The organism is Streptomyces sp. NPDC043896, assembly GCF_056435605.1.
In genome coordinates this window covers 230,128-253,331 of the sequence record NZ_JBWKEE010000005.1, presented here as the reverse complement: position 1 = coordinate 253,331, position 23,204 = coordinate 230,128, and the positions used below count along the sequence as shown (strand labels likewise).

At 70.1% G+C, this 23,204-nt stretch carries 21 protein-coding genes; 9 read left to right on the top strand and 12 right to left on the bottom strand.

Annotation, left to right across the window (positions count from 1 at the left end; all coding sequences use genetic code 11):
- Positions 1–13: 13 nt before the first annotated feature.
- The 6 genes from gyrB to dnaA form a co-directional block, all read right to left on the bottom strand.
- On the bottom strand, positions 14–2,035 hold the full coding sequence (gene gyrB, locus AC069X_RS09480) for a DNA topoisomerase (ATP-hydrolyzing) subunit B (RefSeq protein WP_478727016.1): 2,022 nt from the start codon (positions 2,033–2,035) through the stop codon (positions 14–16).
- Between the two features lie 394 nt (positions 2,036–2,429).
- Positions 2,430–2,960, bottom strand: coding sequence for a DciA family protein (locus AC069X_RS09475; protein ID WP_478726764.1), 531 nt, complete (start codon positions 2,958–2,960; stop codon positions 2,430–2,432).
- On the bottom strand, positions 2,957–4,093 hold the full coding sequence (recF, locus tag AC069X_RS09470; RefSeq protein ID WP_478726762.1) for a DNA replication/repair protein RecF: 1,137 nt from the start codon (positions 4,091–4,093) through the stop codon (positions 2,957–2,959). The genes AC069X_RS09475 and recF overlap by 4 nt, the downstream gene beginning before the upstream one ends.
- 79 nt (positions 4,094–4,172) lie before the next feature.
- Positions 4,173–5,048, bottom strand: a complete 876-nt coding sequence (gnd, locus tag AC069X_RS09465) for a phosphogluconate dehydrogenase (NAD(+)-dependent, decarboxylating) (protein ID WP_478726761.1) — start codon at positions 5,046–5,048, stop codon at positions 4,173–4,175.
- Positions 5,049–5,244: 196 nt separating this feature from the next.
- Positions 5,245–6,375 carry a DNA polymerase III subunit beta gene (gene dnaN / locus AC069X_RS09460; RefSeq protein ID WP_478726759.1) on the bottom strand — a complete coding sequence of 377 codons (1,131 nt, stop codon included), beginning with the start codon at positions 6,373–6,375 and terminating at the stop codon, positions 5,245–5,247.
- An 864-nt stretch (positions 6,376–7,239) separates the two neighbouring features.
- Positions 7,240–9,066 carry a chromosomal replication initiator protein DnaA gene (gene dnaA / locus AC069X_RS09455; protein ID WP_478726757.1) on the bottom strand — a complete coding sequence of 609 codons (1,827 nt, stop codon included), beginning with the start codon at positions 9,064–9,066 and terminating at the stop codon, positions 7,240–7,242.
- A gap of 358 nt (positions 9,067–9,424) precedes the next feature.
- On the opposite strand from dnaA, the gene rpmH reads away from it, so the two are divergent.
- From rpmH to AC069X_RS09410, 9 genes are all read left to right on the top strand, one after another.
- The gene (rpmH, locus tag AC069X_RS09450) at positions 9,425–9,562 is read left to right on the top strand and encodes a 50S ribosomal protein L34 (protein WP_018547628.1); all 138 of its coding nucleotides are present in this window, start codon (positions 9,425–9,427) and stop codon (positions 9,560–9,562) included.
- 21 nt (positions 9,563–9,583) lie between these two features.
- Positions 9,584–9,958, top strand: a complete 375-nt coding sequence (rnpA, locus tag AC069X_RS09445; RefSeq protein WP_125595682.1) for a ribonuclease P protein component — start codon at positions 9,584–9,586, stop codon at positions 9,956–9,958.
- Entirely contained in the window at positions 9,955–10,236 is a 282-nt protein-coding gene (yidD, locus tag AC069X_RS09440) for a membrane protein insertion efficiency factor YidD (protein WP_007265231.1), read from the top strand. The genes rnpA and yidD overlap by 4 nt, the downstream gene beginning before the upstream one ends.
- A 3-nt stretch (positions 10,237–10,239) precedes the next feature.
- Positions 10,240–11,346: a membrane protein insertase YidC gene (yidC, locus tag AC069X_RS09435; RefSeq protein WP_478726755.1), complete on the top strand. Its 1,107-nt coding sequence runs from the start codon at positions 10,240–10,242 to the stop codon at positions 11,344–11,346.
- 14 nt (positions 11,347–11,360) lie between these two features.
- A complete protein-coding gene (locus AC069X_RS09430; protein WP_362456712.1) occupies positions 11,361–11,873 on the top strand; it encodes a Jag family protein in 513 nt (170 codons plus the stop codon).
- 128 nt (positions 11,874–12,001) lie between these two features.
- The gene (rsmG, locus tag AC069X_RS09425) at positions 12,002–12,739 is read left to right on the top strand and encodes a 16S rRNA (guanine(527)-N(7))-methyltransferase RsmG (protein WP_478726753.1); all 738 of its coding nucleotides are present in this window, start codon (positions 12,002–12,004) and stop codon (positions 12,737–12,739) included.
- Between the two features lie 256 nt (positions 12,740–12,995).
- Complete coding sequence (locus tag AC069X_RS09420) at positions 12,996–14,096, top strand: ParA family protein (RefSeq protein WP_478726751.1); 1,101 nt, start codon at positions 12,996–12,998, stop codon at positions 14,094–14,096.
- Entirely contained in the window at positions 14,093–15,172 is a 1,080-nt protein-coding gene (locus AC069X_RS09415; RefSeq protein ID WP_478726749.1) for a ParB/RepB/Spo0J family partition protein, read from the top strand. Before AC069X_RS09420 ends, AC069X_RS09415 begins: the two co-directional genes overlap by 4 nt.
- An 87-nt stretch (positions 15,173–15,259) precedes the next feature.
- Entirely contained in the window at positions 15,260–15,883 is a 624-nt protein-coding gene (locus AC069X_RS09410) for a GNAT family N-acetyltransferase (protein WP_468164039.1), read from the top strand.
- Between the two features lie 81 nt (positions 15,884–15,964).
- Here AC069X_RS09410 and trxA read toward each other — a convergent pair whose 3' ends face one another.
- The 6 genes from trxA to murJ all read right to left on the bottom strand — a co-directional run bounded on the left by trxA (position 15,965) and on the right by murJ (position 23,163).
- Positions 15,965–16,303, bottom strand: coding sequence for a thioredoxin (gene trxA, locus AC069X_RS09405; protein WP_478726747.1), 339 nt, complete (start codon positions 16,301–16,303; stop codon positions 15,965–15,967).
- A gap of 49 nt (positions 16,304–16,352) precedes the next feature.
- Complete coding sequence (gene trxB, locus AC069X_RS09400) at positions 16,353–17,312, bottom strand: thioredoxin-disulfide reductase (RefSeq protein ID WP_478726745.1); 960 nt, start codon at positions 17,310–17,312, stop codon at positions 16,353–16,355.
- 147 nt (positions 17,313–17,459) lie between these two features.
- Positions 17,460–18,428: an anti-sigma factor family protein gene (locus AC069X_RS09395; protein ID WP_478726743.1), complete on the bottom strand. Its 969-nt coding sequence runs from the start codon at positions 18,426–18,428 to the stop codon at positions 17,460–17,462.
- On the bottom strand, positions 18,425–19,126 hold the full coding sequence (gene sigM / locus AC069X_RS09390; protein WP_478726741.1) for an RNA polymerase sigma factor SigM: 702 nt from the start codon (positions 19,124–19,126) through the stop codon (positions 18,425–18,427). Before sigM ends, AC069X_RS09395 begins: the two co-directional genes overlap by 4 nt.
- A gap of 26 nt (positions 19,127–19,152) precedes the next feature.
- Positions 19,153–20,868 (bottom strand): protein kinase family protein, encoded by a 1,716-nt coding sequence (locus tag AC069X_RS09385; protein WP_478726739.1) that lies wholly within the window; start codon positions 20,866–20,868, stop codon positions 19,153–19,155.
- A 117-nt stretch (positions 20,869–20,985) separates the two neighbouring features.
- Positions 20,986–23,163, bottom strand: a complete 2,178-nt coding sequence (gene murJ / locus AC069X_RS09380; protein WP_478726738.1) for a murein biosynthesis integral membrane protein MurJ — start codon at positions 23,161–23,163, stop codon at positions 20,986–20,988.
- Positions 23,164–23,204 lie beyond the last annotated feature (41 nt).

The following is a 23,204-nucleotide window of genomic DNA, read 5'->3' as shown; positions in this document are numbered from 1 at the left end:
GCGTCGGGCCGACTCAGATGTCGAGGAAGCGGACGTCCTTGGCGTTGCGCTGGATGAAGGAGCGCCGCGCCTCGACGTCCTCACCCATCAGCACCGAGAACAGGTCGTCGGCCTGCGCCGCGTCGTCGAGCGTGACCTGGCCGAGCACGCGGTGGTCCACGTCCATGGTGGTGACGCGCAGCTCCTCGGCGTTCATCTCGCCCAGACCCTTGAAGCGCTGGATCGAGTCTTCCTTGATCCGCTTGCCGTTCTGCTTGCCGAGCTCGACCAGGGCGTCGCGCTCGCGGTCCGAGTACGCGTACTCGAAGTCGTCGCGGCCCCACTTGATCTTGTAGAGCGGCGGGCGGGACAGGTAGACGTGACCGGCCTCGACCAGCGGGCGCATGAAGCGGAACAGGAAGGTCAGCAGCAGGGTGTTGATGTGCTGGCCGTCGACGTCGGCGTCCGCCATCAGGATGATCTTGTGGTAGCGGAGCTTCTCGATGTCGAAGTCCTCGTGCACACCGGTGCCGAAGGCGCTGATCAGCGCCTGGACCTCGGTGTTCTGGAGGATCTTGTCGATACGGGCCTTCTCGACGTTCAGGATCTTGCCGCGGATCGGCAGGATGGCCTGGTACATCGGGTTGCGGCCGGACTTCGCGGAGCCGCCGGCGGAGTCACCCTCGACGATGAAGATCTCGCACTTGGTCGGGTCGTTCGACTGGCAGTCGGACAGCTTGCCCGGCAGCGAGGCGCTCTCCAGCAGACCCTTGCGGCGCGTCAGGTCACGGGCCTTGCGGGCCGCGACGCGGGCGGTGGCCGCCTGGATGGCCTTGCGGACGATGTCCGCGGCCTCGACCGGGTTGCGGTCGAACCAGTCGCTGAGGTGCTCGTGGACGACCTTCTGCACGAAGGTCTTGGCCTCCGTGTTGCCCAGCTTGGTCTTCGTCTGGCCCTCGAACTGGGGCTCGCCCAGCTTGACCGAGATGATCGCCGTCAGACCCTCGCGGATGTCCTCGCCGGCGAGGTTGTCGTCCTTCTCGCGGAGCAGCTTCTTGTCCCGCGCGTAGCGGTTGACCAGGCCGGTCAGCGCCGCGCGGAAGCCCTCCTCGTGGGTGCCGCCCTCGTGCGTGTGGATCGTGTTCGCGAAGGAGTAGACACCCTCGGTGTACTGCGAGTTCCACTGCATCGCGATCTCGACCGAGAGCATGCGCTCCTTGTCCTCGGCCTCGACGTCGATGACGGTCGGGTGGATCAGCTCGCCCTTGCGCGAGTTGAGGTACTTCACGAAGTCGACGATGCCGCCCTCGTAGTAGTACTTCACCGTGCGCGCCTGGGGCTCCGCGGTGTCCGCCTCCGGGTCGTCGGCGCCCGCCGTGGCCTTCGCCGACTCGCGCTCGTCGGTCAGCGTCAGGGTCAGGCCCTTGTTGAGGAAGGCCATCTCCTGGAAGCGCCGCGAGAGCGTCTCGAAGGAGTACTCGGTCGTCTCGAAGATGTCGCCGTCGGCCCAGAACGTCACCGACGTGCCGTGCTCGTCGGTCTCCTCGTTCTTGGCCAGCGGGGCCGTCGGCACGCCCAGCTTGTAGTCCTGGGTCCAGCGGTGGCCGTCCGTCTTGACCTCGACCGCGACCTTGGTCGACAGGGCGTTCACGACGGACACGCCGACGCCGTGCAGACCACCGGAGACGGCGTAGCCGCCGCCGCCGAACTTGCCGCCCGCGTGCAGGACGGTCAGGACGACCTCGACGGCCGGCTTCCCCTCGGACGGCACGATGCCGACCGGGATGCCTCGGCCGTTGTCGACCACGCGCACCCCGCCGTCGGCGAGGATCGTCACGTCGATGGTGTCCGCGTGTCCGGCCAGCGCCTCGTCGACCGAGTTGTCGACGACCTCGTAGACGAGGTGGTGCAGACCACGCTCGCCCGTCGAGCCGATGTACATACCCGGCCGCTTGCGCACGGCGTCCAGGCCCTCGAGGACCTGGATCGCACTGGCGTCGTAATTCTTCTCGTTGGAGTCGCCGGAATCGGCCACGAAGCGCCCTTTCTGGCACAGCGCAGCCCGTACTCCGGACCAGCGTGTGCGCCGGCGGGAGCGGCCGCGTCGATCTGCGTTGTCTGCGTTGTCGTGCTGTCCCCCGCGAATCCGGCGGGATTGTCTCCAGTCTACCGGTACCACTGACATGAATGGGGGTTTGCCGGTGCCTGAGTCCGCATGTGCCGCCCTGAACCTCCTCTCTGAGACTCCCCATATCCGGGGAGGGGCTCAAAGAGGCTCACGCGGGCGTCCAGCGCTTCGGGCTGTCAACCTTCCACTACCGTGAGGGACGCCACCCGCGCCGGCCCCGCCGACGGTGGCCGGAACCCGTTCGGACGCAGGCCGGAACCCGGTCCGGCCGGGGCGCCGGGAGGGGACCGCCGGATTCCGGTCGGCCGGGTCCGGGATCCGGTCAGCCGTAGGTGTCGCCGGGGCCGGTGCTGCCCGGGGCGCGCCAGGGCCCGTACCGCTTGGGGCGGCCGCCGGGGCCCTGGACCTTGATCAGCCGGACCGTGCCCTGGCCGAGTTCCGCGTTGAGCCGCGCCACCAGCTGCGGGGCCAGCAGCTTCAGCTGCGCGGCCCAGGCCGAGGAATCGCACCGCACGAGGAGTTCACGCTCCTCGTAGCGTTCCGGTTCGCAGTGCGCGGCGATCTCCGGGCCGACGATCTCCGCCCAGCGCTCCATCACCCCGGCCACCGCGATCGGCATCTCCCAGCCGCGCTCCGTGCGCAGCCGGTCCAGGGCCGCCATCAGCGGCATCGGGTCCCGGCCGTCGGCGCGGGCGCCCGAGCGCAGCCCGGGCTGCTGCTGGCGCTTCTTCCCGACCGCCGCGTTGCCCCGGGCGCGGGCCTGCTCGCGCGCGGCCGCGAGGGCCTGGCGGGCCAGGTCCACGCCGGACCGTTCGGGGGCCTTGCGCTCGTGCCGCTTCTCGCCGTCGTTCACAGCCGGGTCACCTCACCGCCGGACACCCCGAAGCGCGTGCCGGTCAGCACGCCGGGAACGTCGTCGTCCACCGCCGCCGTCACCAGGACCTGCTCGCCGGCGGCCACCAGTTCCGCGAGCCGCTCGCGGCGGCGCGCGTCCAGCTCCGCGAAGACGTCGTCCAGGATCAGCACCGGCTCCGCCCCCTCCGTGCGCAGCAGCTCGTACGAGGCCAGGCGCAGGGCCAACGCGTAGGACCAGGACTCGCCGTGGCTGGCGTACCCCTTGGCGGGCAGCTCGCCGAGGCGCAGCAGGAGGTCGTCCCGGTGCGGTCCGGCCAGGGTCACGCCGCGTTCGATCTCCTGCTTGCGGACCTGGGAGAGGGTGGCGAGCAGCACCTCGTAGAGCTCCTCGCGACCGCGGGCCGCGCCGCTGTCCACGGCCTCGCCGGCGGAGGACTTGTACGTGAGGCCGAGCGGGCCGCCCCCGGGCGCGAGCTGTTCGTACGCCTTGTCGGCGAGCGGGAGCAGGGTGGCGATCAGGTCGAGGCGCTGGGCGAGCAGCTCGGCTCCGGCGCGCGCGAGGTGCTGGTCCCAGACGTCCAGGGTGGAGAGGTCCATGGAGCGGCCGCCGTGGCGGCGGGCCATCGCGGCGGACTTCAGGAGGGTGTTGCGCTGCTTGAGCACGCGCTCGTAGTCGGAGCGGACGGCCGCCATGCGCGGTGAGCGGGCCGTCACGAGCTCGTCGAGGAAGCGGCGCCGCTCTCCGGGGTCGCCCTTGACCAGGGCGAGGTCCTCCGGGGCGAACAGCACGGTGCGTACGATCCCCAGCACGTCCCGGGGTCTGACCTGGGAGGACCTGTTGATGCGGGCGCGGTTGGCGCGCCCCGGGTTCAGTTCGAGTTCGACGAGCTGCCGGCGTTCGCCCTGGGTGACGGCGGCCCGGATGACGGCCCGGTCGGCGCCCATGCGGACGAGCGGGGCGTCCGAGGAGACGCGGTGGCTGCCCAGGGTGGCCAGGTAGCCGATGGCCTCGACGAGGTTGGTCTTGCCCTGGCCGTTGGGGCCCACGAAAGCCGTGACGCCCGGGCCGAGGGGGACCTCGGCCCGGGCGTACGAGCGGAAGTCGGCCAGTGAGAGATGCGAGACGTGCATGTGGCGCCGACCTCCCCCGGCTTCCCGCTGCTGTGCTCTGTGGTGCTGTGCTGCCGTGTGGCGTGGTGCCCCGGCGCGCTTACTTCTTCTCGACCGCGTGGCCGCCGAACTGGTTGCGCAGCGCGGCGATCATCTTCATCTGCGGCGAGTCGTCCTGGCGGGACGCGAACCGGGCGAACAGCGAGGCCGTGATCGCCGGCAGCGGGACCGCGTTGTCGATGGCGGCCTCGACGGTCCAGCGGCCTTCGCCCGAGTCCTGGGCGAAGCCCTTGAGCCGGTCGAGGTGCTCGTCCTCGTCCAGGGCGTTGACGGCGAGGTCGAGCAGCCAGGAGCGGATGACCGTGCCCTGCTGCCAGGACCGGAACACCTCGCGGACGTCGGTGACGGAGTCGACCTTCTCCAGGAGCTCCCAGCCCTCGGCGTAGGCCTGCATCATGGCGTACTCGATGCCGTTGTGGACCATCTTCGCGAAGTGGCCCGCGCCGACCTTGCCGGCGTGCACGGAGCCGAAGTCGCCCTCGGGCTTGAGGGCGTCGAAGATCGGCTGGACCGCGGCGACGTGCTTCTCGTCGCCGCCGTACATCAGCGCGTAGCCGTTCTCCAGGCCCCAGACGCCGCCGGAGACGCCGCAGTCGACGAAGCCGATGCCCTTGGCCTTCAGCTCCTCGGCGTGCTTCTCGTCGTCGGTCCAGCGCGAGTTGCCGCCGTCGACGACGATGTCGCCGGGGGAGAGCAGCTCCGCCAGCTCGTCGACGGTGGACTGCGTCGCGGCCCCCGCGGGGACCATCACCCACACGACGCGGGGGGACTGCAGGCCGTCCACAAGCTCCTGCAGGCTGTGGACATCGGCGAGGTCCGGGTTGCGGTCGTATCCGATGACGGTGTGGCCTGCGCGGCGGATGCGCTCGCGCATGTTGCCGCCCATCTTGCCGAGACCGACGAGACCGAGCTCCATCAGGTGGGTTCCTTAAGCGTTGGGGCCGTCTGTACGGGGCTCCCCCGGTACCGGTGGTTTCCGGTCGTTTTTCCTGGGTCGCCCGCCGGGTCCGAGCCTACGCCGGGCCTTGGCGTCGGGCTGCTCCGGACGGCGCCGGGCCCGGCACTCGCGCTGCGAGACCGGGCCTTGGCGCCGTGCTGTACGGCAGGAGCGGTCAGCCCGAAAGGCGGACCGGCATGATCAGGTACTTGTAGGCCTCGTCGGCCTCCGCGTCGACCGCCGGACGGCCGCTGAGCAGCGCGGGCTTGGTCGAGGTGGTGAAGCTGAGCTGGGCGGCGGGCGAGTCGATCGCGCTCAGGCCGTCGAGCAGGAAGGTCGGGTTGAAGGCGATCGAGATGTCGTCGCCCTCCAGCTTCGCGTCGACGCGCTCCACAGCCTGTGCATCGTCACTGGAGCCGGCCTCCAGGATGAGGACGCCCTGCTCGAAGCTGAGGCGGACGGGAGTGTTGCGCTCGGCGACCAGGGCCACGCGCTTGACGGCCTCGACGAACGGGGCGGTCTCGATCACGGCGACCGAGTTGAACTCCGTCGGGAAGAGCGTGCGGTACTTCGGCAGGTCGCCCTCGAGGAGGCGGGTGGTGGTGCGGCGGCCCGCGCCCTCGAAGCCGATGAGGCCCTCGCCCTGGCCGGAGCCGGAGAGCGCCAGGGTGACCGTGTCGCCGCTGGTGAGGGACTTGGCGGTGTCGAGGAGGGTCTTCGCGGGGACCAGGGCCACGGCCGAGGCGTCCGGGTTCTCGGGCTTCCACAGGAACTCGCGGACCGCGAAGCGGTAGCGGTCGGTGGAGGCCAGGGTGACGCGGTCGCCCTCGATCTCGATGCGGACACCGGTCAGCACGGGCAGCGTGTCGTCACGGCCGGCGGCGATGGCCACCTGGGCGGCGGCGGAGGCGAAGACCTCGCCGGGCACGGTGCCGGTCGCGGTCGGCATCTGCGGGAGTGCCGGGTACTCCTCCACAGGCAGGGTGTGGAGTGTGAACCGCGAGGAGCCGCAGACCACGGTGGCCCGTACACCGTCTGTGGAAATCTCCACCGGCCGGTTGGGGAGGGCGCGGCAGATGTCGGCGAGGAGCCGGCCGGAGACCAGGACGGTGCCGTCCTCCTCCACGTCCGCCTCGACGGAGACGCGGGCCGAGACCTCGTAGTCGAAGCCGGAGAGGGACAGCGTGCCCTCCTCGGCCTTCAGCAGCAGGCCCGCGAGTACGGGCACCGGCGGCCGGGCCGGGAGGCTGCGTGCAGCCCAGGCCACCGCCTCCGCGAGTACGTCGCGCTCCACCCGGATCTTCACCGGAACCGCCTCCTGCTGTTGCTCGCTCGTCTGCCGGCCTTCGTCGTCGGCTCGTCGATGCCTCGACCGATGCCGGGGACCAGTCTGACGTACGGCGCCGACAGTCGTCGCGGCTGGCGGTCAAGTCGGGAGCGAGGAGTCGGGACGGCCGTCCGGCGAGTTGTGCACAGGACCTGCTTGAAAACCGAAACCGGCCTAACTCTCCATGGGGGTAGTAGTAGGGCCTGTGGAAACGGTGGATAAGCCCGTTCTCCCAGGTCAGGCCCGGTTTTTTATCCCCACAGCCTGTGGGTGGCACCGGTGGACAACACGGTGTCTCTGTGGAGAACGAAAACTTCTGCACAGGCCGTCCCCAGGGGACCCCCACTACTCCACAGGTGTGTCCCCAGCTTTTCCCCAGAAGTCCACAGACCAAACGTCGACATCCGTGTGACCGCTTTCACTCGGGGCGGTGAGCCCGGGTGTGCTGTTGCCGAACAGTGGACAACGGTGTGGAGAACCGTCGGGAACCTGTGCACAGGATGCGGGAACCTGTGAGTCGGCGGTGGACAGAGGAGTGGATGAGCCTGTGGATGATTTTTCTGTCCACAGGCTGTGGATGGCGCTTGCTCACAATTCCACAGGCTGCTGACCTGCTCTGATGGGTCCTCAACCCGCACCCCTGTGGACAGATTGTGGGCGATGTGGACTGTCCTCAGGCTGTGGACGGAAGAAAACCGGGGAATCTGTGGATGACGGGCCTTCCCAGGGGCGCATTCGAACAGAGCAGGGGCGCACGGACGAAGAAGGGCGCCCCCGGTTCGATCCGGAAGCGCCCTGTCGTGGAGTTTGAGGGGCCGCCAGCAGGGCCCCGGAGGGGCCGTGTCAGCCGTTCTTGATGCGGTTGGTGAGCTCCGTGACCTGGTTGTAGATGGAGCGGCGCTCCGCCATCAGGGCACGGATCTTGCGGTCCGCGTGCATGACGGTGGTGTGGTCGCGGCCGCCGAACTGGGCCCCGATCTTCGGCAGGGACAGGTCCGTGAGCTCCCGGCACAGGTACATGGCGATCTGCCGGGCGGTCACCAGGACCCGGCTGCGCGAGGAGCCGCACAGGTCGTCCACGGTGAGCCCGAAGTAGTCGGCGGTGGCCGCCATGATGTCGGAGGCGGTGATCTCGGGCGCGCTGTCCTCGCCGCCCGGGATCAGGTTCTTGAGGACGTCCTCCGTCAGGCCCAGGTCCACCGGCTGACGGTTGAGGCTCGCGAAGGCGGTGACGCGGATCAGCGCCCCCTCCAGCTCGCGGATGTTGCGCGAGATCCGCGAGGCGATGAACTCCAGTACCTCCGGCGGGGCGTTGAGCTGCTCCTGGACGGCCTTCTTGCGCAGGATCGCGATACGGGTCTCCAGCTCGGGCGGCTGGACGTCGGTGATCAGGCCCCACTCGAAGCGGTTGCGGAGCCGGTCCTCCAGGGTGACGAGCTGCTTGGGCGGCCGGTCGGAGGAGAGCACGATCTGCTTGTTGGCGTTGTGGAGCGTGTTGAAGGTGTGGAAGAACTCCTCCTGCGTCGACTCCTTGCTCGCGAGGAACTGGATGTCGTCGACCAGCAGGATGTCCATCTCGCGGTAGCGCTTGCGGAAGGCGTCGCCCTTGCCGTCGCGGATGGAGTTGATGAACTCGTTGGTGAACTCCTCGGAGCTCACGTACCGCACGCGGGTGCCGGGGTACAGGCTCCGCGCGTAGTGCCCGATGGCGTGCAGCAGGTGCGTCTTGCCGAGTCCCGACTCCCCGTAGATGAAAAGGGGGTTGTACGCCTTCGCCGGCGCCTCGGCGACGGCCACCGCGGCGGCGTGCGCGAAGCGGTTGGAGGCGCCGATGACGAAGGTGTCGAAGAGGTACTTGGGGTTCAGGCGGGCGGTCGGCTCCAGCGGGCCCGAGGTCGAGCCGCCGGAGGGTGCCGACGGCGGAGGCGCGGGCGTCGGGCGCCCGGGCGCGGGGCGCGCGGCCGGCTGCTCGTACTGCTGCTGCTCGTACGACGGGGGCTCGTACGACTGCGGTTCGTACGGCTGGGACTCGTACTTCTGCCCCTCGTACTTCTGCGACTCGTAGGAAGGGGACTCGTAGCCGGACTGCTCGTACTTCTGCTGCTCGTAGCCGCCCTGGTCGTAGCCGCCGGGCTCGGGCTGCTGGAGGTAGCCGGGCTGTGGGGAGGCGTACGGGTCGCGCTCGGGGAACCCGCCGAGGCGCTGCTGCTGCCAGCCGTACTCGTCCTGGCCGCCGCGGGGCCAGGAGCCGGGCTCCGGACGCGGCTGCTGGTACTCCGGGTACGCGGGACGGGCGGCGGGGAGCTGGTCCTCGCCGGCGCCGGGGCGCTGGCCGCCGTACGGCTCGTAGCCCTCGCGCGGGGAGGGGGCGGGGGGCGCGGGCGGCGCGGGCTCGCCCGCGGAGTCGTCCACGGTGATGGCGATCCGGATCGGGCGGCCGCACTCGCGGCTCAGGGCATCGCTGATGAGCGGGGCCAGGCGGCCCTCGAGAACGCGCTTGCCCCATTCATTGGGGACGGCGAGGAGGGCGGTGTCGGCGACGAGCGCCAAGGGCTGGCATCGTTCGACCCACTGCTTGTCCTTGGGCTCGATCCCCTGCTGGCCCTCCCCGAGCAGCTTCTCGAGCACGCGTGGCCACACTGCGGCAAGATCGGCAGGTACGTCAGCCACAGAGCACGCTCTCTCACAGGTCCCGGTCCCACGAATGTGTGGTTCTTTGGGACGGTCGGGACAAAAATCCGGGATCAGGCAACGGTAGTCAGGCCGGTGGGTAGGGTTCAAGTCGTTGTCCACAGCCTGTGCACAGTGTGGGGCAGGGTGCGCTCGGTTTGACCGGATGGCGTAGCCGCGCGTACCGTAACGAGGTCGAGTTGTCGATGGCTGCTGCCGCCTGCCTACCGATGGGCGAAGATCACTGATTGTGATCATTTAGCGGTGTCCACTCGGGCGAACACGCGAGTTCCTCGTGGGCGCACGGTGACAGCCAGGCGATGTACCGCCACAACGATTCATTCTCTGGAGCCCCCGAGTGAGCAAGCGCACCTTCCAGCCGAACAACCGCCGTCGCGCCAAGACCCACGGCTTCCGCCTGCGGATGCGTACCCGTGCCGGTCGCGCGATCCTCGCGAACCGTCGCAGCAAGGGCCGCGCCGCCCTTTCCGCGTAACAACGCGCAGGTCGTGACGTCGTGCTGTCTCCCGAGAATCGGCTGAGGCGGCGCGAGGACTTCGCGAGCGCGGTGCGCCGAGGACGCCGGGCCGGTCGCCCGCTCCTCGTCGTCCACCTACGTACAAGCGGTGCAACGGACCCGCACGAGCCGGGGGATGTCGATCCCTCGCCGCGTGCGGGTTTCGTCGTCAGCAAGGCCGTGGGCATCGCCGTCGTCCGCAACCGGGTCAAGCGCCGACTGCGCCATCTGGTGCGTGATCGGCTGGCTCAGCTGCCCGCCGGTAGCCTGGTGGTGGTGCGGGCCCTGCCCGGAGCCGCTGACGCCGGCGTCGACGAGCTGGCCCGCGACCTGGACGCCGCCCTGGCGCGGCTGCTGGGAGGCGTGGCTCGATGAAGTACCCGCTGCTCGCTTTGATCAAGCTGTACCAGTGGACGATCAGTCCGCTGCTCGGGCCGGTGTGCCGCTACTACCCGTCGTGCTCGCACTACGGGTTCACGGCCATCGACCGGCATGGTGCGGTGAAGGGGACGGCTCTGACCGCCTGGCGGATCCTGCGGTGCAATCCGTGGTCCCCGGGTGGTGTGGATCATGTCCCACCCCGGAAACGCCCGCGTTGGCACGAGCAGCTGCGCAGTGCGTTGCGTAGATCTCGCAATGCTCAAGGAGCCTGATTAGTGGACACGATTGCCAGTCTGTTCAGCTTTATCACCACACCCGTGTCGTGGATCATCGTCCAGTTCCACAAGGTCTACGGCGCGATCTTCGGTGCGGACAGTGGATGGGCCTGGGGCCTCTCCATCGTGTCGCTGGTGGTCCTGATCCGCATCTGTCTGATCCCGCTCTTCGTGAAGCAGATCAAGGCGACGCGCGGCATGCAGGCGCTCCAGCCGAAGATGAAGGTGATCCAGGAGCGCTACAAGAACGACAAGCAGCGTCAGTCCGAAGAGATGATGAAGCTGTACAAGGAGACGGGTACCAACCCGCTCTCCTCGTGCCTTCCCATCCTGGCGCAGTCCCCGTTCTTCTTCGCGCTCTACCACGTGCTCGCGAGCATCGCCAACGGCAAGACCATCGGCGTGATCAACCAGTCGCTGCTGGAGAGCGCCCGCCAGGCGCACATCTTCGGCGCCCCGCTGGCCGCCAAGTTCACCGACAGCGCCGAGAAGGTCGCGGACCTGGACGCCTCGATCACCAGCGTGCGCATCGTGACCGCGGTCATGATCGTCCTGATGTCGCTGTCGCAGTTCTACACGCAGCGCCAGCTGATGCAGAAGAACGTCGACCTCTCGGTCAAGACGCCCTTCATGCAGCAGCAGAAGATGCTCATGTACATCTTCCCGGTGATCTTCGCCGTGATGGGCATCAACTTCCCCGTCGGTGTCCTCGTCTACTGGCTGACCACCAACGTGTGGACCATGGGCCAGCAGATGTACGTGATCAACCAGAACCCGACGCCCGGCAGCAAGGCCCAGGACCAGTACCTGACCCGTCTGCTGAAGCACATCGGCACCCACGGTGCCGTCAAGGGCCGCAGCAAGAAGAAGATCGTCGCGGCGATCGTGGCCAAGGGCCCGGACCGCAACGACAACGAGCGCAAGTTCATCACCTCGCTGACGAAGCAGGGCATGGCGGCGCAGGCGGACGGCTCCGTGATCAAGAGTTCTGAGGCCACGGCCGACTCGGACGCGGCGAGCGGCGGTGTCGCCACGAAGCGGCAGCAGCCGAAGCGGCAGTCGAAGTCCAAGCGTCAGACGCCCCCCAGCAAGCCCTCCAAGAAGTAGAAGGAGTCCCTCCCGTGACGGAAGGCACCACCACCGCCGCCGCTGAGAGTGGCGACACCCTCACCCGCCTTGAGCAGGAGGGCGAGATCGCGGCCGACTACCTTGAGGGTCTGCTGGACATCGCCGACCTGGACGGCGACATCGACATGGACGTCGAAGCCGACCGCGCCGCGGTGTCGATCGTCAGCGACTCGGGCGGCCGCGACCTGCAGAAGCTCGTGGGCCGTGACGGTGAGGTCCTGGAGGCCCTCCAGGAGCTGACCCGCCTCGCCGTGCACCGGGAGACCGGCGACCGCAGCCGTCTGATGCTGGACATCGCGGGCTTCCGGGCGAAGAAGCGCGAGGAGCTCGCGGCGCTGGGCGCCAAGGCCGCCGCGGACGTGAAGGCCTCGGGCGAGCCGCTGAAGCTGGCCCCGATGACCCCCTTCGAGCGCAAGGTCGTCCACGACGCCGTGGCGGCCGCCGGCCTGAAGAGCGAGTCCGAGGGCGAGGAGCCGCAGCGCTTCGTCGTTGTGCTCCCGGCCTGACCGGAATGTTGTGCGTCGGCCCCGCCTGCGTCGCAGGCGGGGCCGAAGTTTGTAAGCCTGGCAGTTGAACGACACGGTTGAACGACACGGTTTTGGCGTGAGCGGTTCTGTACGGAAGGACGGTCCCCGTGACGGAGGCAGCGGAGCTTCCCGCAGCGCCTGAAGAGGCGCCCCCGGCGCCCGAAGAGGCGCGCGCGGTGTTCGGTGAGTTTTTCCCGGAAGCTGTGCGGTATGCGGAGCTGCTGGCGGACGCGGGGGTCAAGCGGGGCCTGATCGGGCCGCGTGAGGTTCCGCGCCTGTGGGAGCGGCACCTGCTGAACTGTGCGGTGCTCTCCGAGGTGGTGCCCGAGGGCGTCACCGTGTGCGACGTGGGCTCCGGCGCCGGCCTGCCCGGCATCCCGCTCGCCCTGGTGCGCCGGGACCTGAAGATCACCCTGCTGGAGCCCCTGCTGCGCCGGACGACCTTCCTCCAGGAGGCCGTGGAGCTGCTCGGGCTGGACCACGTCACCGTGGTGCGCGGCCGGGCCGAGGAGATGCTCGGCAAGCTCCAGCCGGTGCACGTGGTGACGGCCCGCGCGGTGGCCCCTCTGGACCGGCTCGCGGGCTGGGGCGTGCCGCTACTGCGTCCCTACGGCGAGATGCTGGCCCTGAAGGGCGACACCGCCGAGGAGGAGCTGGTCTCGGCGAAGGTCGCGCTGACCAAGCTGGGTGTGGTGAAGACCTCGGTGCTCCACGTGGGCGAGGGCGTGGTCGACCCCATGTCCACGGTGGTCCGGGTGGAGGTCGGAGAAAGCCCCGGTGGGGTGAGGTTCGCGGCCAAGCGGGCTAAGGCCGCGCGGGTGGGACGGTCGCGCAGGCGCCGTTGATCCGTGCTGTCGCTGGTGCGATGTGGGGCGGGTTGGGCCCTATAGGTATGGATTTCGGAGTGTCGTAGCGGGCTGAAGAGCCCGTCCGGGCATCGTGTTTCACGTGAAACGTCGCTCTCTGCTGCACGGGATCATCAGCCGCGGCCGTGCTGCTGCGGCCCCCCGCCCCCGCAAGGACGCGGGGGTGACGGAGTTGTCCACAACGGTGGATTCATCCACAGGAGTAAGGGCCCCGCTGGTTCGCGAGCCGGGTGGCATGGCAGGCTCTGTTCATCGCGAGCCCGCTGCCGAGGAGAGTGACACCATGCGGTCCGACGCCAACCTCGCGGGGCCGATGGCCGATCCGGTCCCCGGTCCCCGCTCTGAATCGCCGGGTGAGGATGTTTCACGTGAAACATCGTCCCCGCCTCTCGTGGACAACGACGACATCGAGGACACCCCGCTCGCCCAGGCCGCCCAGCAGGCGATCGATGCGCTCGGGCGTACGGGTGCGGCTCTGCCGCGGCCGGCGCAGACCCGCATCATGGTCGTCGCCAACCAGAAGGGCGGCGTCGGCAAGACCACGACGACCGTGAACCTGGCGGCCTCGCTGGCCCTGCACGGGGCGCGGGTCCTGGTCATCGACCTCGACCCGCAGGGCAACGCCTCCACCGCCCTGGGCATCGACCACCACGCGGACGTGCCGTCCATCTACGACGTGCTCGTGGACAGCCGCCCGCTGCTGGAGGTCGTCCAGCCGGTGGTGGATGTGGAGGGACTCTTCTGTGCCCCGGCCACGATCGACCTCGCGGGTGCGGAGATCGAGCTCGTGTCGCTGGTGGCCCGTGAGAGCCGGCTCCAGCGGGCGATCCAGGCGTACGAGCAGCCCCTCGACTACATCCTCATCGACTGCCCGCCCTCGCTGGGCCTGCTGACGGTGAACGCCCTCGTGGCCGGTGCGGAAGTGCTCATCCCGATCCAGTGCGAGTACTACGCGCTGGAGGGGCTGGGACAGCTGCTGCGCAACGTCGACCTGGTGCGGGCCCATCTGAACCCGACCCTGCACGTGTCCACGATCCTGCTGACCATGTACGACGGCAGGACACGTCTGGCCTCGCAGGTGGCGGAGGAGGTGCGCACCCACTTCGGCAAGGAGGTGCTGCGCACCAGCATCCCGCGGTCGGTGCGGATCTCCGAGGCCCCGAGCTACGGGCAGACGGTCCTGACGTACGACCCGGGTTCCAGCGGTGCCCTCTCCTACCTGGAGGCGGCGCGTGAGATCGCGCTGCGGGGAGCCGGAATCCATTACGACGCCCAGCACGCCCATCTGGGCGCGGGCATGAACAGCACGCAGAGTGTGGCGGAGGGGATCCAGTGAGCGAGCGACGTAGGGGTCTGGGGCGGGGGCTCGGCGCGCTGATCCCGGCCGCTCCCCAGGAGAAGACGCCGGTGATGGGTACCGGGTCGACGAATCCGTCGGCGGTGCCGGTGCTCCAGTCGGAACGGGGGATCGCCGCGGCGAAGCTCGCCGCGCTGGTGCAGGCCGATGTTTCACGTGAAACGGTGCCGGCTGAGACGGCGTCTCCGCAGCCGGAGGCCCACGAGGTGGCCGGGGCGACGTTCGCGGAGCTTCCGCTGGAGGCGATCTCACCGAACCCGCGCCAGCCGCGCAATATGGACCATCTCGATGACGAGGCGCTGGCCGAGCTGGTGACCTCGATCCAGACGGTGGGCCTGCTTCAGCCCGTGGTGGTCCGGGAGACGCAGCCCGGGCGCTATGAACTGATCATGGGTGAGCGGCGTTTCCGTGCCTGTGGTCAGGCGGGCCTGGATCGCATCCCGGCGATCATCCGGGCGACCGAGGACGACAAGCTCCTGCTGGACGCCCTCCTGGAGAACCTGCACCGGGTGCAGCTGAACCCCCTGGAGGAGGCGGCCGCGTACGACCAGCTGCTCCGGGACTTCAGCTGCACGCACGACCAGCTGGCGGACCGGATCGGACGTTCGCGCCCGCAGGTCACGAACACCCTCCGGCTGCTGAGGCTCTCGCCCGAGGTGCAGAAGAAGGTGGCCGCCGGTGTCCTGCTCGCGGGCCACGCGCGGGCCCTGCTGCCGGTGGAGGACCCCGAGGAGCAGGAGCGTCTCGCCCACCGGATCGTGGCCGAGGGGCTGTCGGTGCGCTCGGTCGAGGAGATCGTCCAGCTGATGGGCTCGGAGCCGTCGAGCACCGTGAAGCCGAAGGGTCCGAGAGCCGGGGCACGGGTGTCGCCGGCGCTCAGTGAGCTGGCGACGCGTCTGTCGGACCGGTTCGAGACCCGGGTGAAGGTGGACCTGGGCCAGAAGAAGGGCAAGATCACCGTCGAGTTCGCCTCGATGGAGGACCTGGAACGGATCCTGGGAACCCTCGCGCCTGGTGAGGGCCGGGTCCTCGAACAGGGCCTTTCCGGGGAGTAGTCGCTCCGGCCCGTTCCTCTCGCCGCCCCCTGCTTCTTCGAGACGTCCACACTCGAAGAAGCAGGGGGCAGTGCTTACGATGTGGGCATGGGTCGTCGGTTGGTACCGCTCACGCTGGACAACCTCCAGGACCTGCCCAGGCGTTGCCGGAGCTGCGTGTTCTGGGAGCTCGATCCCGTCACCGGTGAGGCGGCCGTGAAGGCGGGCACTCCGGAGCTGGAGAAGGAGGCCTGGATCTCCGCCGTCCTGCTGGACTGGGGCTCCTGCGGCCGGGTGGTCTACGTGGACGAGGTCCCGGTCGGGTTCGTGCTCTACGCCCCGCCCGCCTATGTGCCGAGGGCTGCTTCGTTCCCGACGAGCCCGGTGTCCCCGGACGCGGTGCAGCTGATCACCGGATGGATCATGCCGGGGTATCAGGGGCAGGGCCTGGGGCGGGTGATGGTCCAGACGGTCGCCAAAGACCTGCTGCGGCGGGGCTTCAAGGCGATCGAGGCGTTCGGTGAAGCGCGGTGGGAGCGGCCCGCCTGTCTGCTGCCGGCCGACCATCTGCTCTCGGTGGGCTTCAAGACCGTACGTCCCCATCCCGCCCATCCCCGGCTGCGGTTGGAGCTGCGCACGACGCTGTCGTGGAAGGAAGACGTGGAGCTGGCCCTGGACCGCCTGCTGGGAGGGGCGAGGGCCCGTAAGGAACCGGCACTGCGCCCGTTGTAGCGCCGGCGGGAACGCGAACGGGGCCGCCCTGGGAAGGGCGGCCCCGTTTCACGTGGTCACGGCCGGCCGGTCAGGATCCGCTCAGGCCTTGGCCTCGACGAAGTCCGACAGGTCGCGCAGGATGGCGGCCTTGGGCTTGGCACCGACGATGGTCTTCACGACCTCGCCGCCCTGGTAGACGTTCAGGGTCGGGATGGACATGACGCCGTACTTCGCGGCCGTGCCCGGGTTCTGGTCGATGTTGAGCTTCACGATCTCGATCTGGTCGCCGTACTCGGCCGCGATGGACTCCAGCGAGGGCGCGATCTGGCGGCACGGGCCGCACCACTCGGCCCAGAAGTCGACCAGTACGGGCTTGTCGTTGCGCAGGACGGCTTCGTCGAAGTCCGCGTCGGTCACATTCTTGAGGGTGCCGGCCACAGCGGCCTCCTTCTCTTCTACGGGGTGTGGGGTGTGGGGACTGAGCGGGTCAGACGGTCGCGGTCACCGGCTCGGCGTCCGCGAGCGCCGCGAGGAAGCGCTCCGCGTCGAGGGCGGCGGAGCAGCCGGTGCCGGCCGCGGTGATCGCCTGACGGTAGGTGTGGTCCACGACGTCGCCGGCGCCGAAGACACCGGTGAGGTTGGTGCGCGTCGAGGGGGCGTCGACCTTCAGGTAGCCCTCGCCGTCGAGTTCGAGCTGGCCGGTGAAGAGCTCGGTGCGCGGGTCGTGTCCAACGGCGATGAAGAGGCCGGTCACGGGGAGCTCGGAGGTCTCACCGGTCTTGGTGTTGCGCAGGGTGAGGCCGGAGAGCTTCTGCTCACCGTGGATCTCGGCGACCTCGCTGTCCCAGGCGAACTTGATCTTCGGGTCGGCGAAGGCGCGGTCCTGCATGGTCTTCGAGGCGCGCAGGCTGTCACGGCGGTGGACGATCGTGACGGACTTGGCGAACCGGGAAAGGAAGGTGGCCTCCTCCATCGCGGTGTCGCCGCCGCCGACGACGGCGATGTCCTGGTCCTTGAAGAAGAACCCGTCGCAGGTGGCGCACCAGGAGACGCCGCGTCCGGAGAGGGCGTCCTCGTTCGGCAGGCCGAGCTTGCGGTGCTGGGAACCGGTGGTGACGATGACGGCCTTGGCGCGGTGCACCGTGCCGGCGGTGTCCGTGACGGTCTTGATCTCACCGGTGAGGTCCACGGCGACGACGTCGTCCGGGACGAGCTCGGCACCGAAGCGCTCGGCCTGGTCGCGCATGTTGTCCATGAGGTCCGGACCCATGATGCCGTCGCGGAAGCCGGGGAAGTTCTCGACCTCGGTGGTGTTCATCAGCGCACCGCCGGCGGTGACGGCGCCCTCGAAGACCAGGGGGTTGAGCGAAGCGCGTGCGGTGTACAGGGCGGCCGTGTAACCGGCCGGCCCGGAGCCGATGATGATCACGTTTCGTACGTCGCTCACGGGTTCTTTCCTCGTCTCTGCGGACTTCGTGCTGCCTACCGGGGGCCGGTGCGGACTCTCACCCCACCCAACGGATCCTACGGCGCGCACATTCCCCGCTCGGCCCCTCCGGCCACTCAACGCGCGGGGCACCACCCCGCATACCCGTCAGTTACGAGGATATGTGCTGGTCAGCAGGGGCTTGTCCGGGTTCTGCCCCGGGTTGTCCGCGCAGCCGGCGGCCACGAGATAGGCGTCCACCTGAGCGGGGTCGCCGGTATGGGGCAGCACGACGAGGTAGACGGGGACGCCCTGGTAGCTGCCGCGTTCGGCGGCGACGGGCGGCTCCGTGCGGCCGGTCGCCTGCTGGACGCAGGGCGGGACCGGAGCGGGTTCCGGGGTGGCGAGCCGGTCGGCAGGGGCCAGACCGGGGGTGGTGTCGTCCAGCCCCATGGTCGTGCTGGTCTCGCCCGGTGCGGTCTTCGGGGCGTTGCCCGGGGCTCCGCCGGAGAGGAGTTGCCGGACGCTCTGGCGGAGTCCCTGGGCCGTGTACTCGCCCGGGGCGGGCGAGGCGGCGGTCCGGGCCGTGTCGTTGCGCGTGGCGGTGTCGTGCGAGGCGGTGCCGCCCAGCGTGTTGAACAGGAGGACGCCGAGTGCGCAGGCGGCCGCCCCGGCCAGTCCGCTGAGGACGGCGATGCGCCGCCGGGCACGACGACGGCCGGGTCCGGTTGGGCCGGACGGGTGACCCGAGGGCCGGAGGGCCTCGCTCCGGCCGGAACCGCCGGGGGCTGCCGGCGATGTTTCACGTGAAACATCGCCGACGGGGTGAGGTTCGGAGGGGGCTGCCTCGGCCCGGGGGCTCGTCGAGTCGAGGAGCGCCTCGGCGGCGAGGGCCGCGTCGATCCGGCCGGCGATGGAGGAGGGCATGCGCGGGGGCCCCGGCAGGGTGCCGAGGAGGGAGCGGATCTCCTCCAGGGAGGCCAGGACGTCGGCGCACAGGTCGCAGTCCCCGAGATGGGCACGCACCTCGGCGGTGCGGGAGGGGGAGAGGAGCCCTTCGGTCAGGTCGGAGATCTCCGAGACCTCCGGGTGCCAGGTCGTGCCGGCAGTTCCGGTCGTGCCGGTTGTGGGGCTCACGGTCGTCCACCTCCGCCCTTCACAGCGTCTGGATCCGGTTCTGGATGCCTGGGGTCTGCCGCAGGTGGGACGGCTGTCCCCGGCGTCCGGTTCCTTCCCCGCTCCGTGGTGGTGTTATCCCCGGCATTCGTGCGCAGATGAGTGAGCATCGGGAGGAGTTTGGCCCGGCCTCGGGCGCACCGGCTCTTCACGGTGCCGGTGGGGACGTCGAGGATGCGGGCGGCGTCGGCGACGGGGTATCCCTGCATGTCGACGAGGACGAGGGCGGCCCGTTGCTCGGCCGGGAGGGTGCTGAGGGCCTCCAGGAGCTGGCGGTGGAGGTCCTCGCGCTCTGCGGGGGCCTCGGCGGACTCGTGGGGCTCCAGGAGCCGCTCCAGGCGGTCCGTGTCGTCGAGGGGCGCGGTCCGGCGGGAGGCGGCCTTGCGGGCGCGGTCGAGGCAGGCGTTGACGGTGATCCGGTGCAGCCAGGTGGTGACGGCGGAGTCGCCCCGGAAGGTGTGGGCGGCCCGGTAGGCGGAGACAAGGGCGTCCTGGACGGCGTCGGCGGCCTCCTCGCGGTCGCCGAGGGTGCGCAGCGCGACGGCCCAGAGCCGGTCGCGGTGGCGGCGCACGAGCTCCCCGAAGGCGTCGGGATCCCCGGCGACGTGCAGGGAAAGGAGATCCTGGTCGCTGTGCTCGCCGGTCGCGGCGTCGTCCAACGGTGAGCCCCCTCCCCTGCCGTGCGTCAGCCCTTGAACTGCACGTCCGTGATGCCCTGCTTGTAGCCGGCGTTGCTGAAGTTGTCGTAGGGGGCGTACGGCATGGCGGTGATCCACACGAGGACGTAACGCGTCTTGACCGGCTTCTCCGCGGTCAGCTTGACGTTGTTGTCCTTGGTGGTCGTGCCCGTGATCTTCTTCTTCGGGTCGACGGCGCCCTTGGGGCTCAGGGAGTCGGCCGCGTACAGCGTCAGGGTGGTGTGGTCGCCCGGGTGCTTCAGCGCTATCGAGGCCTCGCTGACCTCCTGCTCGGACCCGAGGTCGTAGACGATCCCGACGCCGTCCTTGATCTTGAACTCGGGGCCGTCGCTGAAGCTCTTGGTCCGCCAGTAGCTGGAGTGGTCCCCGTCGTGCGTATTGCCGACCTCGCGGGCGTTCTGCGGGGTGCCGTCCGGCGCGTACTCCTTGGCGCTCTTGATGGGGAGCGCGACCGGCTCCTTCTTCGCCGCCGCGTCATTGGGGCCCTGCTGCTGGGTCTGGGTGTTGTCCCCGTTGTTCTTGTTGTGGTCCAGGAGGCTGTCGGCCAGCTGCCAGCTGCCCAGGCCCAGGGCGACGATCAGCAGGGCGGCGACGCCCCACTTCAGCGCGCGGCCGGTGCGGCTCTGCAGCGGCGGCGGCGGGACGGACGGGACCGCCTGGGCCGGGGGCAGGCCGACCGGCGCGGGACGCCCGTAGGTGCCCTGCTGGTAGGTGGTCTGCTGGTACTCCGGGGGCGCGGTGAAGGCGGGCTCCGGCGGCCGGATGCGGGGCATGGCGGCGACGGCCTTGGCCAGCTCCTCGGGGCTGGTGCAGGCGGGCTCCTGGCGGGACGCGGTGGCCCCGTCGTTGGCGAGGGCGCGCATGGCGAGCTCGCCGAGGCCCCGGTGGACGCCGGCGCGGACCTGGTCGGGGGCGAGCAGGCCGACGCCCTTGGGCAGGCCGCGCAGGCCGTACGCGTCGTTCTCGTACGGCCAGCGCTGGGTGAGCGCCGCGTACAGCAGGGCGCCGATGGCCTCGGTGTCGGCCCGCTGCGGGGTGTCGCTGGTGATGCCGCGCAGGGCGGCGTTCACGGCGAGGCCGCGGATGCGGTACTGGCCCGTGGAGGTGCGCAGTATCGCGCTGGGCGTCAGACGCAGGTGGGCCAGGCCCTCGCGGTGGGCGGCGGCCATCGCCTGGGAGACCTGGCTGACCAGCTGGTAGGCCTCGTGGGGTTCGAGGGTGCCGGCGGCGAGGACGGAGGTCAGCTCGGTGGCGTCGGGCAGCCACTCGTGGACGACGTAGACGAGGTCGTTCTCCTCGACGGCGTCGAGGACCTGGACGAACCGGGGGTCCCCGAGCAGGGCGGAGGAGCGGGCCGCAGCCAGCACGCTGCGGGCCCGGGGGTGGTCGGCGGGCAGGAGGTGGACGCCCACCGCGCGGCGCAGCTTCTCGTCCATGGCACGCCAGCTGCTGAACCCGTCCAGACGGGTGACGCACTCCTCCAGGCGGTAGCGCCGCGCGAGCTTGTGCCCGCTGTGGAGTTCGGGCGCGGCCGCGGGTGCCGCGCTTCTGCGTTCGCCGTCCTTCTCGGGCATGGGTCCGTCCGAGGCTTTTCCGTTCTGGGCGTCCACCCCGTCGGCCGTGGCCTTGGCCGCATCTGCGGCCAGCGGCTGGTCGCCGCTGTTGTCGGCCACGTCGACGGCAGCCGTGCTACGTTCCGCCACCGTCGTCCCTGCCTCCCCATCCGTTGCGCGCTGTCGGCCAGTCTGCGAAGCCATGCCAATTGTGCCCACAGTCCGCCGCTATGCACGACACACGAAGGGGGGTGACGGTTGTGCGCATCAGCGCCCCAGACGTCCGCGGACCATTCCGACCATGGAGTTGAGCTCTTCGATCCGCATCCGCTTGGCGGCGAGGAGGAACACGGCGCCGAGGGCGATGAGACCCGCGACCAGGGCGGCGAGGGAACCGAGCGCTCCGTTCCCCAGCACCTGGGTGACCCCGTAGGCGGCGGCGCCCGCCGCGACGGCCGCCGGGACGCACGCGCCGATCAGGCGGGTGTAGGTGCGCATCACGTGGGCGCCGTCGAGGTCCCCGCCGAGGCGGGCCTTCAGGCGGCGCCAGGCCACCCCGACGCCGACCGCGTAGCCGAGGCCGTAGGCGGCGGCCATGCCGACGACGGCCCAGCGGGCCGGGAGGACGAAGAAGGCCAGGGCGGAGACGCCGGCGTTGACGGCGGCCACGATGACCGTGTTGTAGAAGGGGGTGCGGGTGTCCTCGTAGGCGTAGAAGCCGCGCAGGACCACGTACTGGACGGAGTACGGGATCAGTCCGAGGCCGAAGGCCATCAGGATGAAGCCGATGTTGGTGGCGTCGTCGGCGCCGGTGCTGGCGTAGAGGAGCGTCGACATCGGCACGCCCAGCGCGAGGAAGGCGAAGGCACAGGGCACGATCGCGACGGCCGAGGTGCGCAGGCCGTACGAGATGTCGTCGCGGACCGCGGCGGCGTCGCCGTCGTGGGCCGAGCGCGAAATCCTGGGCAGGACGGCCGTCATGACGGAGACGGTGATGATGGCCTGGGGCATCTGCCAGAGCAGCAGGGCGTAGTTGTAACCGGTGATGCCGGTACCGCCGTGGCCCTGCTTGTCGGCGACCTCACCGGCCCAGGTGGCGAGCTGGGTGACGACGACCAGGCCGATCTGGTTGGCGAGGACGAAGAAGAACGTCCACTTGGCCAGGCCGGCGGCCTTGCCGAGGCCGTGGCCCTTCCAGTCGAAGCGCAGGCGCATCTTGAAGCCGGCGTCGCGCAGGTACGGCAGCATCGCCAGGGACTGGACGACGAGGCCGAGCAGGGTGCCGATGCCGAGCAGGCGGACGCCCTCGGCCGTGATGGTCGCCTCGGAGACGCCGGTGGCGGTGAAGCCGCCGAAGGCCCAGATGAAGGTGCCGAAGGTGGCGATGACGACGATGTTGTTGAGGACCGGGGTCCACATCATCGCGCCGAACCGGCCGCGCGCGTTCAGGATCTGACCGAGGACCACGTGCACGCCCATGAAGAACATGGTGGGCAGGCAGTACTGCGCGAAGGCCACCGCGACGTCCATGCGCTGCGGGTTGTCGGCGATCTTCTGCGACATCATGCCGATGAAGAGCGGGGCCGCCAGCACGCAGATCGTGGTGACCGCGCCCAGCAGGACCACCACGAGGGTCAGCAGGCGGTTGGCGTAGGCCTCGCCGCCGTCGTCGTCGTTCTTCATGGCCCGGACGAGCTGCGGGATGAAGACCGCGTTGAGGGCGCCGCCGCCGACGAGGACGTAGATCATCGTCGGCAGGGTGTTGGCGACCTGGTAGGAGTCGTTGAGGGAGGCGACGCCGATGGCGCCGGCGATCACCAGGGTGCGGGCGAAGCCGGTGATGCGGGAGACGATCGTGCCGGCGGCCATCAGGGCGCTCGACTTGAGCAGTCCGGCGGCCTTCCCCGCGGGCTTGCTCGGTGCCGGGGCCGCGACCGGGGCTTCCTCGGCGGGGACGCCGGGGGCCGCCTGCTGGTCCCGGTACAGGTGCGTGAAGGCGTCCGGCTCGGGCTCCTCCTCGGACGCCCTGGTCACGAGCGAGTCCACTCCGACGAACTGCGTCGTCGCCGCGTGGTCGCCGTAGGGCAGGTGGCGGGAGGGGCCGTCCGGCTCCGGCGGCGGGGTCTGGGCCCAGACGCGCGGGTCGGGGCCGTGCGAGGGCGCCTGCGGGGCCGCGTACAGCGGGCCGGGCTCCTGGTAGGTGCCCGGCGGCGGCGGGGGGTGCGAGGCCCGGTCGTAGAGGGCCTCGGTCACGGGGTCCTGGGCCGAGAGGTCCTGCGACCGGTAGGGGTCGTAGCCGTAGGCGTCCTGGACGTACGGGTCGTGCTCCGGCGCGGGCGCGGGCGCCGGAACCTGTCCGGGCACCGGAGCGCCCGGGGCAGTGCCCTGAGCGGGCATGTGCCCGCCAGTGCCCTGCGCGCGGTCACCGTCGTACGGCGCGTTCATCGCAACCCCACCTCATCGTCCCCAGGCCGACCGGCCACGGC